This is a genomic window from Streptomyces sp. NPDC002926, assembly GCF_053591755.1.
Map to the genome: position 1 here is coordinate 67,126 of NZ_JBSFUK010000007.1, position 16,069 is coordinate 83,194.

General features: G+C 69.1%; 16 protein-coding genes. 11 read left to right on the forward strand and 5 right to left on the reverse strand.

Going from position 1 to position 16,069, the window contains the following annotated elements; genetic code table 11:
* The first annotated feature begins 8 nt into the window (after positions 1 to 8).
* The 3 genes from ACWDZ6_RS15120 (at position 9) to ACWDZ6_RS15130 (ending at position 1,959) form a co-directional block, all read left to right on the forward strand.
* Entirely contained in the window at positions 9 to 770 is a 762-nt protein-coding gene (locus ACWDZ6_RS15120) for a phosphoglyceromutase (protein ID WP_451503191.1), read from the forward strand.
* A 367-nt stretch (positions 771 to 1,137) separates the two neighbouring features.
* Entirely contained in the window at positions 1,138 to 1,755 is a 618-nt protein-coding gene (locus ACWDZ6_RS15125) for an HdeD family acid-resistance protein (protein WP_451503192.1), read from the forward strand.
* Between the two features lie 33 nt (positions 1,756 to 1,788).
* Positions 1,789 to 1,959 (forward strand): CsbD family protein, encoded by a 171-nt coding sequence (locus ACWDZ6_RS15130; RefSeq protein ID WP_366734198.1) that lies wholly within the window; start codon positions 1,789 to 1,791, stop codon positions 1,957 to 1,959.
* 436 nt (positions 1,960 to 2,395) lie between these two features.
* Here ACWDZ6_RS15130 and phoU read toward each other — a convergent pair whose 3' ends face one another.
* Positions 2,396 to 3,073, reverse strand: a complete 678-nt coding sequence (phoU, locus tag ACWDZ6_RS15135) for a phosphate signaling complex protein PhoU (RefSeq protein ID WP_326650827.1) — start codon at positions 3,071 to 3,073, stop codon at positions 2,396 to 2,398.
* 196 nt (positions 3,074 to 3,269) lie between these two features.
* On the opposite strand from phoU, the gene ACWDZ6_RS15140 reads away from it, so the two are divergent.
* Together ACWDZ6_RS15140 and ACWDZ6_RS15145 are read left to right on the forward strand one after the other, a co-directional pair.
* Complete coding sequence (locus tag ACWDZ6_RS15140; protein WP_451503193.1) at positions 3,270 to 4,526, forward strand: sensor histidine kinase; 1,257 nt, start codon at positions 3,270 to 3,272, stop codon at positions 4,524 to 4,526.
* Positions 4,523 to 5,203 carry a response regulator transcription factor gene (locus ACWDZ6_RS15145; RefSeq protein WP_108149499.1) on the forward strand — a complete coding sequence of 227 codons (681 nt, stop codon included), beginning with the start codon at positions 4,523 to 4,525 and terminating at the stop codon, positions 5,201 to 5,203. Before ACWDZ6_RS15140 ends, ACWDZ6_RS15145 begins: the two co-directional genes overlap by 4 nt.
* A gap of 95 nt (positions 5,204 to 5,298) precedes the next feature.
* On the opposite strand, the gene ACWDZ6_RS15150 is transcribed toward ACWDZ6_RS15145, so the two are convergent.
* Positions 5,299 to 5,979, reverse strand: a complete 681-nt coding sequence (locus ACWDZ6_RS15150; RefSeq protein WP_451503194.1) for a DUF461 domain-containing protein — start codon at positions 5,977 to 5,979, stop codon at positions 5,299 to 5,301.
* 675 nt (positions 5,980 to 6,654) lie between these two features.
* Here ACWDZ6_RS15150 and ACWDZ6_RS15155 point away from each other — a divergent pair.
* The 6 genes from ACWDZ6_RS15155 (at position 6,655) to ACWDZ6_RS15180 (ending at position 13,357) form a co-directional block, all read left to right on the forward strand.
* Positions 6,655 to 7,137, forward strand: coding sequence for a CarD family transcriptional regulator (locus tag ACWDZ6_RS15155; protein WP_003953493.1), 483 nt, complete (start codon positions 6,655 to 6,657; stop codon positions 7,135 to 7,137).
* A gap of 336 nt (positions 7,138 to 7,473) precedes the next feature.
* Positions 7,474 to 8,220, forward strand: a complete 747-nt coding sequence (gene ispD / locus ACWDZ6_RS15160; protein WP_451503195.1) for a 2-C-methyl-D-erythritol 4-phosphate cytidylyltransferase — start codon at positions 7,474 to 7,476, stop codon at positions 8,218 to 8,220.
* Entirely contained in the window at positions 8,210 to 8,695 is a 486-nt protein-coding gene (gene ispF / locus ACWDZ6_RS15165; protein ID WP_351446829.1) for a 2-C-methyl-D-erythritol 2,4-cyclodiphosphate synthase, read from the forward strand. Before ispD ends, ispF begins: the two co-directional genes overlap by 11 nt.
* A 187-nt stretch (positions 8,696 to 8,882) precedes the next feature.
* Positions 8,883 to 10,283 carry a cysteine--tRNA ligase gene (gene cysS / locus ACWDZ6_RS15170; RefSeq protein WP_451503196.1) on the forward strand — a complete coding sequence of 467 codons (1,401 nt, stop codon included), beginning with the start codon at positions 8,883 to 8,885 and terminating at the stop codon, positions 10,281 to 10,283.
* A 103-nt stretch (positions 10,284 to 10,386) separates the two neighbouring features.
* Entirely contained in the window at positions 10,387 to 11,343 is a 957-nt protein-coding gene (gene rlmB / locus ACWDZ6_RS15175; RefSeq protein ID WP_366736284.1) for a 23S rRNA (guanosine(2251)-2'-O)-methyltransferase RlmB, read from the forward strand.
* Between the two features lie 247 nt (positions 11,344 to 11,590).
* Positions 11,591 to 13,357, forward strand: coding sequence for a DoxX family protein (locus ACWDZ6_RS15180; protein ID WP_451503197.1), 1,767 nt, complete (start codon positions 11,591 to 11,593; stop codon positions 13,355 to 13,357).
* An 80-nt stretch (positions 13,358 to 13,437) separates the two neighbouring features.
* On the opposite strand, the gene ACWDZ6_RS15185 is transcribed toward ACWDZ6_RS15180, so the two are convergent.
* From ACWDZ6_RS15185 to ACWDZ6_RS15195, 3 genes are all read right to left on the reverse strand, one after another.
* Entirely contained in the window at positions 13,438 to 14,160 is a 723-nt protein-coding gene (locus ACWDZ6_RS15185) for a nucleotidyltransferase family protein (RefSeq protein WP_451503198.1), read from the reverse strand.
* Between the two features lie 38 nt (positions 14,161 to 14,198).
* Positions 14,199 to 14,621: a hypothetical protein gene (locus ACWDZ6_RS15190; protein ID WP_326650816.1), complete on the reverse strand. Its 423-nt coding sequence runs from the start codon at positions 14,619 to 14,621 to the stop codon at positions 14,199 to 14,201.
* A 211-nt stretch (positions 14,622 to 14,832) separates the two neighbouring features.
* Positions 14,833 to 15,969, reverse strand: a complete 1,137-nt coding sequence (locus tag ACWDZ6_RS15195) for an ABC transporter ATP-binding protein (RefSeq protein ID WP_366730819.1) — start codon at positions 15,967 to 15,969, stop codon at positions 14,833 to 14,835.
* Positions 15,970 to 16,069: the final 100 nt, after the last annotated feature.

The following is a 16,069-nucleotide window of genomic DNA, read 5'->3' on the forward strand; positions in this document are numbered from 1 at the left end:
TCGGACACATGGCCGACGCACCGTACAAGCTGATCCTCCTCCGCCACGGCGAGAGCGAATGGAACGCGAAGAACCTGTTCACCGGCTGGGTGGACGTCAATCTGACGGAGAAGGGCGAGAAGGAGGCAGTCCGCGGCGGTGAGCTGATCAAGGACGCCGGCCTGCTCCCCGACGTACTCCACACCTCCCTCCAGAAGCGCGCCATCCGCACCGCGCAGCTCGCGCTGGAGTCCGCGGACCGCCACTGGATCCCGGTCCACCGCTCCTGGCGGCTGAACGAGCGTCACTACGGCGCGCTGCAGGGCAAGGACAAGGCGCAGACGCTGGCCGAGTTCGGCGAGGAGCAGTTCATGCTCTGGCGCCGCTCGTACGACACCCCGCCGCCGGTCCTCGAGGACGGCACGGAGTTCTCGCAGAGCGGCGACCCGCGCTACGCCACGATCCCGAGCGAGCTGCGTCCGCGGACCGAGTGCCTCAAGGACGTCGTCGAGCGGATGCTGCCCTACTGGTACGACGGCATCATCCCGGACCTGCTGGCCGGCCGTACGGTCCTGGTCGCCGCCCACGGCAACAGCCTGCGCGGCCTGGTCAAGCACCTCGACGGCATCTCCGACGCCGACATCACGGGCCTCAACATCCCGACCGGCATCCCGCTCTACTACGAGCTCGACGCCGATTTCCACCCGCTCAAGCCGGGCGGCACCTACCTCGACCCGGATGCGGCCGCGGCCGCGATCGAGGCGGTCAAGAATCAGGGCAAGAAGAAGTAGGAAAAGCGATCACGCCCCTGACCTGCACATATGATGCAGATCAGGGGCTTTCGTTTGTTCTGGGCCCACTGTGGGCCCAGAACGGGGGACCGTCCGGCCGCTGAGGTTGCCGAGAGCCTCCCGAGGGTGACCCGACTGCTCGGCACCAGGTGGGCGGGCTTGGATGGCTACGGCGTCGAAACCGCGCGACGATGGTGGGAGAGCGCTTTTGTGCAAGCGGACCACGAGGACGCGCTCCTTGCGTGATGCGGATCTTCGCGTGGGGCGTATGCGTCTTCCCGCTCATCCGGAGCGGTTTCTGCTCTGAGCCGCCCCACCACCTCAAGGCCGGTACACCGGGCTTGAGGTCCCGTAATGGGAGGGCCTCGTGAACACACCATCCGATTCCGCGACGTCTCACGGGTCGGCCGACCCCAGTGACGTGTTGGCCGATGTGGGCGGCGCATGGACGTGGTTGCTCGGTGTCGCTCTGGTGACCCTGGCGGCAGGGATCGTCGTGCTCGTCTGGCCGGACGAGACCTTGCACGTTCTGGCGGTCATCATCGGCCTGTACCTGCTCATCTCGGGCGCGTTCCGCTTCGTGACGGCCTTCTCGCGGGACAGCGAGGGCGGCGGCAGGGTGGCAGCGGTGTTGGTGGCGGTGGTGGCCATCCTGGCCGGTGTGCTGTGCCTGCGGCACCCGCTGCAGACCACCGCGGTGCTGTCTCTCGTGGTCGGTGCCTACTGGCTGGTGTCGGGGCTGCTGGCGGCCTTCGTCGTCGGCGGCGGACGCGATATGCCGCATCGGGGGTTGGCATTCGCAGTGGCCATCCTCGGGATCGTGGCGGGCATTGTGGTGCTTGCGTTCCCGGTGGAATCCGCTACCGCGCTGGCCAGACTGCTCGGGCTGTGGCTGGTCCTCATGAGCCTGGGCGAGGTTGCTGTGGCGCTCGCGCTGCGATCCGCGGCGAAGCAGCCCGAGCCCGCGCGGCGGCCCACGGTGTAGTTCGGCAATCGCTCGTCACAGGAGGTACCGGCCATGAACAAGGTAGAGGCGAAGGCGACGGCGACGCGGATGAAGGGCCAGATCAAAGAGTCCGTCGGGCATGTCACGGGCGACAGGCGCATGCGGGTCGCAGGTCGCAACGAGAAGGTGAAGGGCAAGATCCAGTTGGCTGTGGAGAGGACGAAGAAGTCCCTCAGGCACTGAGGCCGGCGCTGCATCCGCCACCCGGAGTGCCGGCCGGCCATCCCCGGAGAGAAGAACCGGACAGAAGAAGTAGCAGCGAGTCCGTCGGAAAGGGCCCCGTCCTTCGTGGACGGGGCCCTTTCCGCGTACGCGCGTGCGTACCGGGGGTCGGCTATCCGCTGCAGCCACCGCACTGGCACGGCCCACCCGACTGGCAGCCGCAGCCGCAGCCCGAGCCGCAGCCGCAGGCACCGAGGACGGGCAGAAACACCACTTCAACAGGTGTTTCCTGCTGAGAGTCGGTCATGGTGGATTCGGCCATGGGTCCCTCCTCATGGGCGTACCTGATGGTCCGCCTCTGCCCATTGCATGCCCGCTGCGACGGGCGCATCAACAGCGCGCGGAGGCACACCACGGCCCCCTGTACACGCGGGCGCCCCCGGCCGGAACACCTCCGCTAGACGCCCTCGACCTGCGTCGGCGGCTGAAGCTCGTCCGCGTGCTCGCCCGTGACCAGGTACACGACCCGCTTCGCCACCGACACCGCGTGGTCCGCGAAGCGCTCGTAGTAGCGGCCGAGCAGCGTCACATCGACCGCCGTCTCGATGCCGTGCTTCCAGCGGTCGTCCATCAAGTGCTGGAAGAGCGTCCGGTGCAGCAGGTCCATCTCGTCGTCGTCCGTCTCCAGCTGCAGTGCCAGGTCGACGTCCTTGGTGATGATCACCTCCGCGGCTTTGGCCATCAGCCGCTGCGCCAGCTGCCCCATCTCCAGGATGGTGGCGTGCAGGTCGTGCGGCACCGCCGTGTCGGGGAAGCGGAGCCGGGCCAGCTTGGCCACATGCTGGGCCAGGTCGCCCGAGCGCTCCAGGTCCGCGCTCATCCGCAGCGAGGTCACCACGATCCGCAGATCCGTCGCGACCGGCTGCTGGCGCGCCAGCAGGGCGATGGCCCGTGCCTCCAGGTCGTGCTGCAGATCGTCGACCTTCTGGTCGCCGGCGATCACACTCTCCGCGAGCTTGAGATCGGAGTCGAGCATGGCCGTGGTGGCGCGCCCGATCGCCGACCCGACCAGTCTGGCCATCTCGACCAGGCCCTCGCCGATCGAGTCCAGTTCCTCGTGGTACGCGTCCCGCATGGGTGTGTCCCTCTCTTGATGACCGGGGTCCGGGTGGGCTCGGACCCCCACGCTCCCACGTTCTGTCCGGTACGAGTCCGGCTCCTCCACCTCAAGTGAACCGGCACTATCCCCTTGGTGAACTCTGGGCGACGACTGTTCGAGGTGCCACCCGTTTGGCTGGGAGCATCTCCACTACCACGCATAACCTGGAGGCATGGACGTGAACGCGGCGGTCGCCGCAGCTGCAGCGATCGCCGGGTTGTGCACCGGTGTCATCGCGATGCTGGCGTTCCGCTGGAGCGAACGCGAACAGAAGAGACCCACCCGCACCTCCCTGCACACCGACGCCGTGCTGCCGCCCGGCGTCGACACGGTGCTGTCCGTGCTCCGCTCCTCCGCGGTCGTACTCGACGAGAGCGACTCCGTCGTCAAGGCCAGCTCCGCGGCGTACGCCCTCGGTCTGGTCCGCGGCGGAAAGCTCGCCGTCGAGCCGATGCTGCACATGGCCCGCGACACCCGCCGCGACGGCGAGATACGCCAGGTCGAACTGGACCTGCCCCGGCGCGGCACCGGCCGCGGCGAGGCCCTCGCCGTCTCCGCACGGGTGGCTCCCCTCGGCTCCCGCCTCGTCCTGCTCCTGGTCGAGGACCTCACCGAGGCCCGCCGTATCGAAGCGGTACGGCGCGACTTCGTCGCGAACGTCAGCCATGAGCTCAAGACCCCGGTCGGCGCGCTCTCCCTGCTCTCCGAGGCGGTAATGGACGCCTCGGACGACCCCGAGGCGGTCACCCGCTTCGCCGGCCGGATGCAGATCGAGGCGACCCGGCTCACCAATCTCGTACAGGAACTCATCGACCTCTCCCGGGTCCAGAACGACAACCCGCTGGAGGACGCCGAGCCCGTACGTGTGGACGAACTGGTCGCCGAGGCCATCGACAGGTCCCGGCAGCCGGCGTCCACCAAACAGATCACCATGGCCGCGGGCGGCACCGCCGACCTGCGAATCTGGGGCAATCGCGGCCAGCTCGCCGCCGCACTCGGCAATCTCGTCGAGAACGCGGTCAACTACTCCCCGGCCCGCACCCGCGTCGGTGTATCCGCACGCCGCGTCGCCGCGCCCGGCGGCGATCTCATCGAGATCGCCGTCACCGACCAGGGCATCGGTATCTCCGAGAAGGACCGCGAGCGGGTCTTCGAACGCTTCTACCGCGTCGACCCCGCACGCTCCCGGGCCACCGGAGGCACGGGTCTGGGACTGGCCATCGTCAAGCACGTGGCCGCCTCGCACGGCGGGGAGGTCACGGTGTGGAGCTCCGAGGGACAGGGCTCCACGTTCACCCTGCGGCTGCCCGAAGCGGGTGCCGTACGGGACCGCTCATCCACCGGACCGGATCGCGTCGACGAGGACGACGACCGGCCTTACGACACCGATCCGAATGCCGAAATCCCTGCCCCGGAGGTCCTTCCGTGACCCGAGTGCTTGTCGTCGAGGATGAGGAATCATTCAGCGACGCCCTCTCCTACATGCTCAGAAAAGAGGGCTTCGAGGTCGCCATCGCGACCACGGGGCCCGAGGGGCTTGACGAATTCGAGCGCAATGGCGCCGACCTCGTCCTCCTCGACCTGATGCTGCCCGGCCTGCCGGGCACCGAGGTCTGCCGGCAGCTGCGCGGCCGTTCGAACGTTCCGGTGATCATGGTGACCGCCAAGGACAGCGAGATCGACAAGGTCGTCGGCCTGGAGATAGGAGCCGATGACTACGTCACCAAGCCCTTCTCCTCGCGGGAGCTGGTCGCCCGCATCCGCGCGGTCCTGCGCCGTCGCGGTGAACCGGAGGAGGTCGCCCCGGCAGCCCTGGAGGCCGGCCCGGTGCGGATGGACGTGGACCGTCACGTCGTCACGGTCTCGGGCGGCAAGGTGGATCTCCCGCTGAAGGAGTTCGACCTGCTGGAGATGCTGCTGCGCAACGCCGGCCGGGTGCTGACCCGTATGCAGCTGATCGACCGCGTGTGGGGTGCGGACTACGTGGGCGACACGAAGACGCTCGACGTCCACGTCAAGCGCCTGCGCGCCAAGATCGAGCCGGACCCCGGTGCGCCGCGGTACCTGGTGACGGTGCGTGGCCTGGGGTACAAGTTCGAGCCGTAAACCGGCAGCGGTACGACGAGGGGCGCCCCGCCGGAAAGGATTCCGGCGGGGCGCCCCTCGTGTTCCTACGGCTGATACGACTTCCGGCGTGGCCGTCAGTGACCGGCTTCGCCCGACGCCGAGGAGGAGTCCGACGGCGTGCCGGGCTCGCCGGACCGGCCGTTGCCCGGTGCGCCCGTGGCTCCTCCCGAGGGAGAGCCGGACGGAGTCGACGAGGGGGTTCCTGAGGGCTTCTCCACGGGCTTCTCCGGCGGCTTCGGCGGGGAGCTCGGGCCGAAGCCCGTGAAGTAGCCCTCCGCCGGGACGACGAAGGCCTGAATCTTCACGTCGCCGGTCTCGCTGAAGCGGAAGACGACCTCCTGCACATTGCCGGCCTCGGCGGCCTCGCGGCCGTCCGCGATCACGGCGGACGGATTGCCCGCGCCGCCGATGACGACCGAGCCGTTGGCCGGCACCGTGACCGGGCCGGAGCCCTTGGCCGGGCCGAGCTTCACCTGGGCGCTCGTGCCGGGCAGCGTGATCGCCTCGATGGTCTGCGGCGTGGTGCTGGTGTTGAAGACCGTCGCGGAGACGACCGCGGGGCCCACCGCGCTCCGGTCCGGCTGCGTGATCACCGTCGCGTTCTGGATCTTGATGGTGTCGACCGTCGTGGAGGCATTGTCCGGCTTGACGCCGAGGGTCTGCGCGTCGGTGCCCGCTGCGCAGGCGGAGAGCGAGGCGATCGAGAACACGATGGCAGTAGCGGCGAGGGCGCCGCGTCGAAGGCTGCGGCTCACGGCGGCGGCATCTCCTAGGACGTACGGGACTGGCTACGGACGGGCGGTGAGCCGGCAGGTGAACCGGCGGTTCGAGCCGACAGCCGAGCCGGCAGTCGGACCGGCGGTTGAACCGGCTCGAAGATCGGCTAAGGGGGTGTCAGCTCGCGCTTAGGTTACCGAGCCGCCCTACCCGCCCCGCACCCGACCCGCCCCTTCGCCCGACGAGCGGTCGAGGGCCGGTCGGGAAGCGGCCCGAGGGGCATCTCGAGAGGTTCCTCGGGAGGCACTCCGGTCGTGCCGTTTCGTACGCCGTTCACATAAGCGCGTTGATCAATTCTCCGGGCCACCACGGATTGCTTACCGAATACCCCTCGTAGATCAATTCCGGATTCGACGCACATCCGTCCGTACGGGTGACCGGCCACCGAACGGAGTACGGGAAGTTCACCGCTTGGAACCCGGCAAACCGGGACGTTCGTCCTCCGGAGAGGGGGTTCTGTTGCGTGTAACGTGCGCGTTTCTCTCCGCCCGCGCAGCCGCTCCGACCTGCGAATACCCCCCTCCGGAAGGCGTCCGCAGCACGTTCGTGTTGCTGTTGTCAAGCCCCGAGATATGCCCTGACCTGCGAAAACGCCATTCAGTAGAAGCCGTTCTCGTGTTACTCTGGATAGCCACGGAAGGGGTACCTGTCACATGACGTTCAAGGTTGGCGACACCGTGGTCTATCCCCATCACGGGGCCGCGCTGATCGAGGCCATCGAAACTCGCCAGATCAAAGGCGTGGACAAGACCTACTTGGTGCTCAAGGTCGCCCAGGGCGACCTGACAGTTCGTGTGCCGGCGGACAATGCGGAGTTTGTCGGCGTACGCGATGTGGTCGGTCAGGACGGGCTCGACCGGGTCTTCGAGGTGCTGCGCGCACCATATGCCGAAGAGCCGACGAACTGGTCCCGTCGCTACAAGGCAAATCTCGAGAAGCTCGCCTCCGGCGATGTCATCAAGGTCGCCGAAGTAGTGCGTGACCTGTGGCGTCGTGAACGCGAGCGTGGGCTTTCCGCAGGTGAGAAGCGGATGCTCGCCAAGGCGCGCCAGATCCTGGTGAGCGAGCTTGCCCTCGCGGAGAACACCAACGAAGACAAGGCCGAGGCTCTGCTCGACGAGGTCCTCGCGTCCTGACGCGTACACACGCGCCACAATGCCGCGGTGCCCGCTGACATGCTGTGAAAACAGTCCTGTCGCCGGGCGCTGCGGCATGTCCGTCGTGGCACGTACACCCCCGCTCAATGCGCCTGCTCACTGCCGCTGTGCTCACACTGTGTCTGTGATCACACTGTGGCTGTGCTCACAGCTCGATTGCGCTGAACCAGTGGTGCGCCGTACCACTGGGTGTGCCGGGCCCGGGCGGCCGGCGCAGACCGGTTGTCACGGAAGGGTTCGGTCAGGGCGTCGCGCCCGGCACGCTGTGGCCATACCCATGTCGGCCAAGGAAACAAACCTGCCGGAGTGCAACCGATGTCAGACGAATCGCGCCCGTACCGCACCGGCGCAGTGATCCCGGCGGCCGGCCGGGGCGTACGGCTCGGCCCCGGCGCCCCCAAGGCGCTCCGCGCGCTGAGCGGCACGCCCATGCTGATCCACGCCGTACGCGCCATGGCGGCCTCCCGGGCCGTCTCGCTCGTCGTCGTGGTGGCCCCGCCCGACGGCGCGCCCGAGGTGAAGAACCTCCTCGACGCGCACGCCCTGCCCGAGCGCACCGACTTCCTGGTGGTGGCCGGCGGCGACACCCGGCAGGAGTCCGTACGCCTCGGCCTCGAGGCACTTCCGGACAACATCTCCGTCGTCCTCGTCCATGACGCCGCCCGCCCGCTCGTGCCCGTCGACACCGTCGACGCGGTCATCGAGGCGGTACGGGACGGGGCTCCGGCCGTCGTACCGGCACTGCCTCTCGCCGACACCGTCAAAGAGGTCGAGCCGAAGGAGAAGGGCGAACCCGAGCCGGTCGTCGCGACCCCCGAGCGGGCGCGGCTGCGTGCCGTACAGACCCCGCAGGGTTTCGACCGCGACACGCTGGTCCGCGCGCACGAGAGGGTCGCCGTCAATGGCGAGGGTGCGACCGACGACGCCGGCATGGTCGAGCAGCTCGGCGTGCCCGTCGTGGTGGTACCCGGCCATGAAGAGGCGTTCAAGGTGACCCGGCCACTCGATCTCGTACTGGCCGAGGCGGTTCTTGCCCGGAGGAGGGCCAACGATGGCTTCTGAGACGCGGATTCCGCTGGTCGGCATCGGTACGGACGTGCACGCCTTCGAGCCGGGGCGCGAGTTGTGGTGCGCCGGACTCCTGTGGGAGGGCGAGGACGGGCTCGCCGGGCACTCCGACGGCGACGTCGCCGCCCACGCCGCCTGCGACGCGCTCTTCTCGGCCGCCGGCGTCGGCGACCTCGGCGCCCACTTCGGCACCTCGAGGCCCGAGTGGTCCGGTGCCTCCGGAGTCACGCTGCTCGCCGAGGCGGCACGGATCGTGCGGGCCGCGGGCTTCGAGATCGGCAATGTCTCCGTCCAGGTCATCGGCGTACGCCCGAAGATCGGCAAGCGGCGCGAGGAGGCCCAGAAGGTACTCGGCGCGGCGGTCGGCGCGCCGGTTTCCCTGTCCGGGACCACAACGGACGGGCTGGGTCTGACGGGCCGGGCCGAAGGGCTGGCCGCCATCGCCACCGCGCTGGTCGTCAGGAACTGACCCACCGGACAGCCGGGATCCGGCTCGCATCGCACCCACGGCGTATCCGAGTCGTATTCGTGTCGTATTCGTGTTGTGTCGTATTCGCGTTGCCTCAGGGCCGTCCCACGGCCGGACAACGTCACAAACGCGTCCCGCGAACCGGAAGGGTCGCGGGGCACTGGTAACGGGCCACTACCCTTGATGCGTGACTATTCGCCTGTACGACACCAGCGCCCGGCAGATCCGTGACTTCACCCCGCTCGTGCCGGGTTGTGTCTCGATCTACCTGTGTGGCGCCACGGTGCAGGCTGCCCCGCACATCGGGCACATCAGGTCCGGTCTGAACTTCGACATCATGCGCCGCTGGTTCGAGTACCGCGGCTATGACGTGACCTTCGTGCGGAACGTCACCGACATCGACGACAAGATCATCAGGAAGTCGGCGGAACAGGACCGCCCCTGGTGGTCGATCGGCTACGACAACGAGCGCGCCTTCAACGACGGCTACGACCGGCTCGGCTGCCTGCCGCCCACGTACGAACCGCGCGCCACCGGCCACATCACCGAGATGGTCGAGATGATGCGCGGCCTCATCGAGCGCGGGCATGCCTACGAGGCCGACGGCAACGTCTACTTCGACGTGCGTTCCTTCCCCGGCTATCTGGAGCTCTCCAACCAGGAGCTGGACGATCTGCGCCAGCCGTCCGGCGAAGGTGAGACCGGCAAGCGCGACCAGCGCGACTTCGCCATGTGGAAGGCGGCCAAGCCCGGCGAGCCGAGCTGGGAGACCCCCTGGGGCCGCGGCCGGCCCGGCTGGCACCTGGAGTGCTCGGCGATGGCGCACAAGTATCTGGGCGAGGCCTTCGACATCCACGGCGGCGGGATCGACCTGATCTTCCCGCACCACGAGAACGAGATCGCCCAGGCCAAGGCCTTCGGCGACGATTTCGCCAAGTACTGGGTGCACAACGCCTGGGTCACCATGAGCGGCGAGAAGATGTCCAAGTCGCTCGGCAACTCGGTGCTCGTCTCCGAGATGGTCAAGCACTGGCGGCCCATCGTGCTGCGCTACTACCTCGGCACCCCGCACTACCGGTCGATGATCGAGTACAGCGAGGAGGCCCTGCGCGAGGCCGAGTCCGCGTTCGCGCGGATCGAGGGCTTCATCCAGCGCGTGGTGGAAAAGGCCGGCGGGCCGGTCGAGCCCGCCACCGAAGTGCCGCCGGCCTTCGCCGAGGCGATGGACGACGACCTGGGAGTCCCGCAGGCGCTCGCCATCGTCCACACGACGGTCCGCCAGGGGAACTCCGCACTGGCCGCCGACGACAAGGAAGCAGCCGTCGCCCGGCTCGCCGAGGTACGGTCCATGCTCGGCGTCCTTGGCCTGGACCCACTCGACGAGCAGTGGGCGGCCGAGGGTGAGCGCGGAGACGATCTCCACGGAGTCGTCGACACACTGGTGCGGCTGGTGCTGCAGCAGCGCGAGGCCGCTCGCAGCCGCAAGGACTGGGCGACCGCCGACGCCATCCGCGACCAGCTTCTGCAGTCCGGTCTGGTCATCGAGGACGGGCCTGACGGCCCTCGGTGGACACTCGGCCCCCGCTGAACCCACCGGGCCCGCCCGACAAAGATGTGCCGCCCGGGCGCCCGGGCGGCACACTTCACTTACGTACACACTTTTGAGCGAGCTTTACAGAAACAGGTAGGTCATGGCCGGGAACAGCCAGCGCAGGAACCGCCGCACGTCCAACAAGAAGGGCGCGCAGGTCGGCAGCGGTGGCAAGCGACGCCGCGGGCTCGAGGGCAAGGGCCCGACGCCGCCCGCTTCCGAGCGCAAGGGACACAAGAAGAACCGGGTGGCCAGTGCCCAGGCCAGGCAGGCCGCCGCCCGGCGTCCGGCGCCCCGCCGCGGCGGCGCCAAGGGCACGTCCGAGATGGTCGTCGGCCGTAACCCGGTCTTCGAGGCGCTGCGCGACGGCGTCCCGGCGACCACGCTGTACGTCCAGCAGTACATCGACAACGACGAGCGGGTGCGCGAGGCGCTCCAGCTCGCGGGCGAGCGCGGCAACATCAACCTGATGGAAGCCCCCCGGCCCGAACTCGACCGGATGACGAACGGGCTCAACCACCAGGGTCTCGTCCTCCAGGTCCCGCCGTACGAGTACGCGCACCCCGAGGACCTCACGGCCGCCGCCCACGACAACGGCGAGGACCCGCTGATCGTCGCCCTCGACGGGGTGACCGACCCGCGGAACCTGGGTGCGATCGTCCGCTCCGTCTCCGCCTTCGGCGGCCACGGTGTGGTCGTGCCCGAGCGTCGCGCCGCCGGCATGACGGCAGGCGCCTGGAAGTCCTCGGCGGGCACGGCGGCCCGTACGCCGGTCTCCCGCGTGACCAACCTGACCCGTGCGCTGGAGGGCTACCAGAAGGCCGGCATCACGGTCGTGGGGCTCGCGGCGGACGGCGAGGCCACGGTCGAGGACCTGGAAGCGCTGGGCGGCCCGGTGGTCATCGTCATCGGCAGCGAGGGCAAGGGCCTGGGCCGACTGGTCGGCGAGACCTGCGACTACCTGGTCAGGATCCCGATGCCGGGTGGCGCGGAGTCACTGAACGCGGGTGTCGCGGCGGGTGTGGTGCTGTACGAGGCGGCCAAGCGGCGTCGCTGACGGCACGAGCCGCGTCGCAGGACGTGGGGAGAAACAGGGCGGGACCGGGGCACTGCCCCGGTCCCGCCCTGTTTCTCATGTCTTGCCGCCGATGACCGGCTCCGTGGCGATGACGGACGACGGACGACGGACGAGCATGAGAGACGACGAAGGATGACGGTCAAATCGGGTTATTGGGAACGCTTGACGGGTCTCGGACAGATCGGGCCCGTCAGGGCAGTGTCCTAAACACAAGTCACTCGGTTAGATGAGTGTGGACACCAGAACGCCCCGGCCCGGGTTCGATGATCAGCCTGCGCTGAGCATGGTCAAGGTGGACTGCGATCCCGCGCAGGTCATCGTGAACCACGCCAGCTTCCGGGTGCAGCTCGCCCAGAGTCAGCGCCCCGCACGTGGCATGGCGGGCAACGCAAGGAACCCCGTTGTCGGCGGAGCCGGAACGGGTGTGCGCAGGCGGGCACCCGTTGTGTGGAGCGGCAAGTCGGCGCCGGGGGACGCCGGCGCGACCGGTCTTCTCCAGGCCGTGCGCAATTCCACCATGGGGCGGGATCCCTACGAGACGGACGCCTACGAGCGGGACGCCTACGGCCGGGATCCCTACGAGCGGGATGCCTACGACCGGGACGCTTACGGCCGGGACATCTTCGACACGGGAGCCACCCAGGTCATCCCGCGGGTCGACGTCGCCGAGCACACCACGCGGATGCCCGCAGCTGGCTCTCCCGGCGCGCCGCGCGACCCCGACAGGCCGCTGCTGCCGCCCATGCGTCAAGCGGTCGGCGCGTACGACTCGTACCACTCCTACGAGCCGGATCCCTACGAGGCGGAGCCCCACGAGCCCGAGCCCGAGCCCGAGCGCTACGGGCAGGAGTCCTACGGCCAGGAGCGCTACCAGCAGGAGGAGTTCGCCGACGCCGACGCCGAAGTGCGCTCCCATCGGCACGGCGCCGACGTCGTCCGCCACGCCTACTACCCCGGGCGGCGCATGAACCTCGGAGTGGTGCTGTTGCCGCTGCGCGTGTTCCTCGGCTTCATCTCCATCTACGCCGGCATGGGCAAGCTCTGCGACCCGGTCTACTTCGACGGCGGCGAACGCGGCTCCATGGTCAAGTGGCTCAACTCGCTGCACCCCTGGGCACTCGCCGAGCCGCTGCGCGACTTCGCGCTCTCCCACCCGGTAGGAGCGGGACTCACCGTCGCCTTCCTCCAGGTGGTCGTCGGCGTGCTCACCGTACTGGGGCTCTGGCAGCGGGTCGCGGCCGTCATCGGCGGACTGCTGTCGGCCATGCTCATCCTGACGGTGACCTGGAAGACCGTGCCGGCGTACGACGCACCCGACATCATCTACCTGGCCGCCTGGTCCCCGCTCATCATCGCGGGCGCACCGGTCTACTCGGTCGACGGCCGGCTCGCGGGCGAGGCCTGGCGCAAGCTCGGACCGCGATCGGAGCTGTGGGAGCTGCGGCGGCGCGTACTGCGACGCGGTGGCGTCGTCGCCGCCGTGGTCGTCGGTCTCACCCTGTTGTTGGGCTCGATGCTCGGCGGAGCCGTACGCTCCACGGACATGGTGACCGTGCCGGAGCCCAACCAGGACCCGACCAACCACCTTCCCGGGTCCCCGCTTCCGCAGGAGCCCAGCGGCGCGCGCAGCTCCGCAGGCACGCTCGGCGAGGACGGCAAGCCGTCGCCGTCCGCGAGCAGCTCCGGCAGCCCCGAGTCCGAGAGGTCCACGCCCTCCGAGGACACGGCCCGCGAGACCGGCCGTACCGGCGGACAGCCCAGCCAGACGCAGGGCACGGGACAGCAGCCGCCCAGCCGGTCGGTGCCGGCTCAGCCGCCGTCCAGCAGCGCCGGCCCCTCGTCGAGCGGCGGCACCGGCAGCGGTGGCGGCAGTGGGGGCGGCTCAGGCGGCTCAGGCGGCTCCGGAGGAGGCAGTGGCGGCGGCTCCGGCGGGAACGGCGGGAACGGCGGCGGCTCGGGCGGGGGCAGGGTGATCGGCGGCCTGCTGGGCTGAGATCCGCAACGAGAGGGGCGGCCACCGGACTTCGGTGGCCGCCCCTCTCGTCGTATCTCCGGGTATCGGGCCCGGGGCGGTCAACGTGCCTGCGCGGCAAGCTCCTTGGCAGCCTCGGTGAGGTCCTTCGCGGTGTCGATCGCCCGCCAGTACGCGCCGTTCGGCAGTGGGAAGCCCGCCAGCCGCTGCTCACGGGCGAGACGCGGGAACGTGGTGCGCTCATGGTCGCCCCGGTCGGGGAGGAGCGCGGTGAAGGCCGCGGAGAAGACGTACACACCCGCGTTGATCAGATACGGCGACGGCGGGGACTCGATGAAGTCCGTGATGTGGCCGAAGGTGTCCGTCTCGACGGCTCCCCACGGGATCCGGGGGCGGGCGAGGGCGAGTGTGGCGATGGCGTCACGCTCGGCGTGGAAGGCGGCCATGTCGCGCAGCGAGAAACGGGTCCAGATATCGCCATTGGTGGCGTACCAGGGCTGGTCCGGGTGCGGGAGATGAGCGGCGGCGTACTTGAGGCCGCCGCCGCGGCCCAGCGGCTCCGTCTCGACGACGGTGGAGACACGCAGCGGCAGCTCCGCGGTTTCCAGCCACCTCTGCAGAACCTCGGCGAGATGACCACAGGAGACCACGGCGTCCGTCACGCCCTCGGCGGCCAGCCAGGCAAGCTGATGGCCGATGATCGGGGTCCCGGTTCCCGGAATCTCGACCATCGGCTTGGGGCGGTCATCGGTGTACGGGCGCAGCCGCGAGCCCTGGCCGCCCGCCAGGACCACGGCCTGCGTCGGATACGAAGGCGTATGCATGCCGTGAACGATATGCGGCGGGGGCGGCGGCCCCGCGGTCAGCTCCCCTGGGTCTGCTGCGAGACGCCGGTGGCGAAGGAGGTGTCGCAGACGGGACGGGAGAACGTCTGGGCGCGGGTGGGCCCGTAGCGGTTCACGGCGGCGCGTCCGAGGGCGCGGGCGAGCGACATGCAGTGCCTGGCGAGCGACGGACGCTCCTCGACCTCGCGCTGGAGGTGGGTGAGCGCGATGCTCGGGTCCTTCTCCTGGAGTTCGGCGAGCAGCCGGTCGCGCAGAACGTCCTGCGGCGAGCGGGGCTCGGCACGCACGGAGACGTTCCGCGAGGACGCGGTGAGAATCTGCGACTCGGTGTTGTGCCCTGCCCACGGGACGCTGGTGACCGCGAGGGTTCCGGAGAGCACCAGGACGACGGGCAGAACGAGGGCGAGAGTGCGGCCGATTCGGCGGGCTGAGTGGGTCACGCGAGCGAGCGTAGCGGTCAGTGATGATTTGGCGACATTTAGTCACTCGGGCGGGGGATGGTTCGACGATGCTTTTCGAATCGGTGTTGACGTACAGGATCGAAATGGCGGATCTGCCGGGGTATTTGTCGACATGACCCATCTGGCAGCGGAACGGCCCCGCAGCGAACTGCGGGGCCGTTCCGGCGCATTGACGGTGACGTCGGCCCGGTCAGCCGCTGAGGCGCTCGCCCGTCGACGTCGAGAAGACGTGAATCTCGCCCGGCCGCGGCACGACGTGCAGCTCGGCACCCTTGTCCGGCACGGAACGCCCGCCGACGCGGACCACGAGGTCCTGGTGCTCGCCGCCGACCTGAGCGGAACCGTAGACATAACCATCGGCGCCGAGCTCCTCGACGACGTTGACGGAGACGGCGAGACCGGCCGGAGCGTCCTCGGTGTCCTTGGTGAGGGACTTGGCCGCGGAACCGTTCAGCTCGACGACGTCGAAGTGCTCGGGCCGGACACCGACCGTGACGGTGGTGTCACCCTTGTCGGCGGCCGCGGACAGGGCCTCACGGGACACCGGCACCACGCTGTTGCCGAACTTCACGCCACCGTCGGTGATCGGAACCTCGACGAGGTTCATGGCCGGCGAGCCGATGAACCCGGCGACAAAGAGGTTGGCCGGACGGTCGTACATGTTGCGCGGCGAGTCGACCTGCTGAAGCAGCCCGTCCTTGAGGACCGCCACCCGGTCACCCATGGTCATGGCCTCGACCTGGTCGTGCGTGACGTACACCGTGGTGATGCCGAGACGGCGCTGCAGGCTCGCGATCTGCGTACGGGTCGAGACGCGGAGCTTGGCGTCGAGGTTCGACAGCGGCTCGTCCATGAGGAAGACCTGCGGCTCACGCACGATGGCACGGCCCATCGCGACACGCTGGCGCTGACCACCGGAGAGCGCCTTGGGCTTGCGGTCCAGGTACTCGGTGAGGTCGAGGATCTTCGCGGCCTCTTCGACCTTCTTGCGGATCTCGCTCTTGTTGACGCCGGCGATCTTGAGCGCGAAGCCCATGTTGTCGGCGACGGACATGTGCGGGTAGAGCGCGTAGTTCTGGAACACCATGGCGATGTCCCGGTCCTTGGGCGGCAGGTGCGTGACGTCGCGGTCGCCGATGCGAATGGAGCCGGCGTTGACGTCCTCGAGACCGGCGAGCATGCGCAGGGAGGTCGACTTGCCGCAGCCGGAGGGGCCGACGAGAACGAGGAACTCGCCGTCCTCGGTCTCGATCTCGAGCTGGTCGACGGCGGGCTTGGTGGAGCCCGGGTAGACCCGGGTCGCCTTGTCGAATGTGACAGTGGCCATGGTGATGCGTCTCCTTCACCGGCAGGAACGTGCCGGACGATCCGAGTAAGGGAGTGGTCTGGTCCACACACGTGGACCCGCCGTGACGCTACCTGGCATG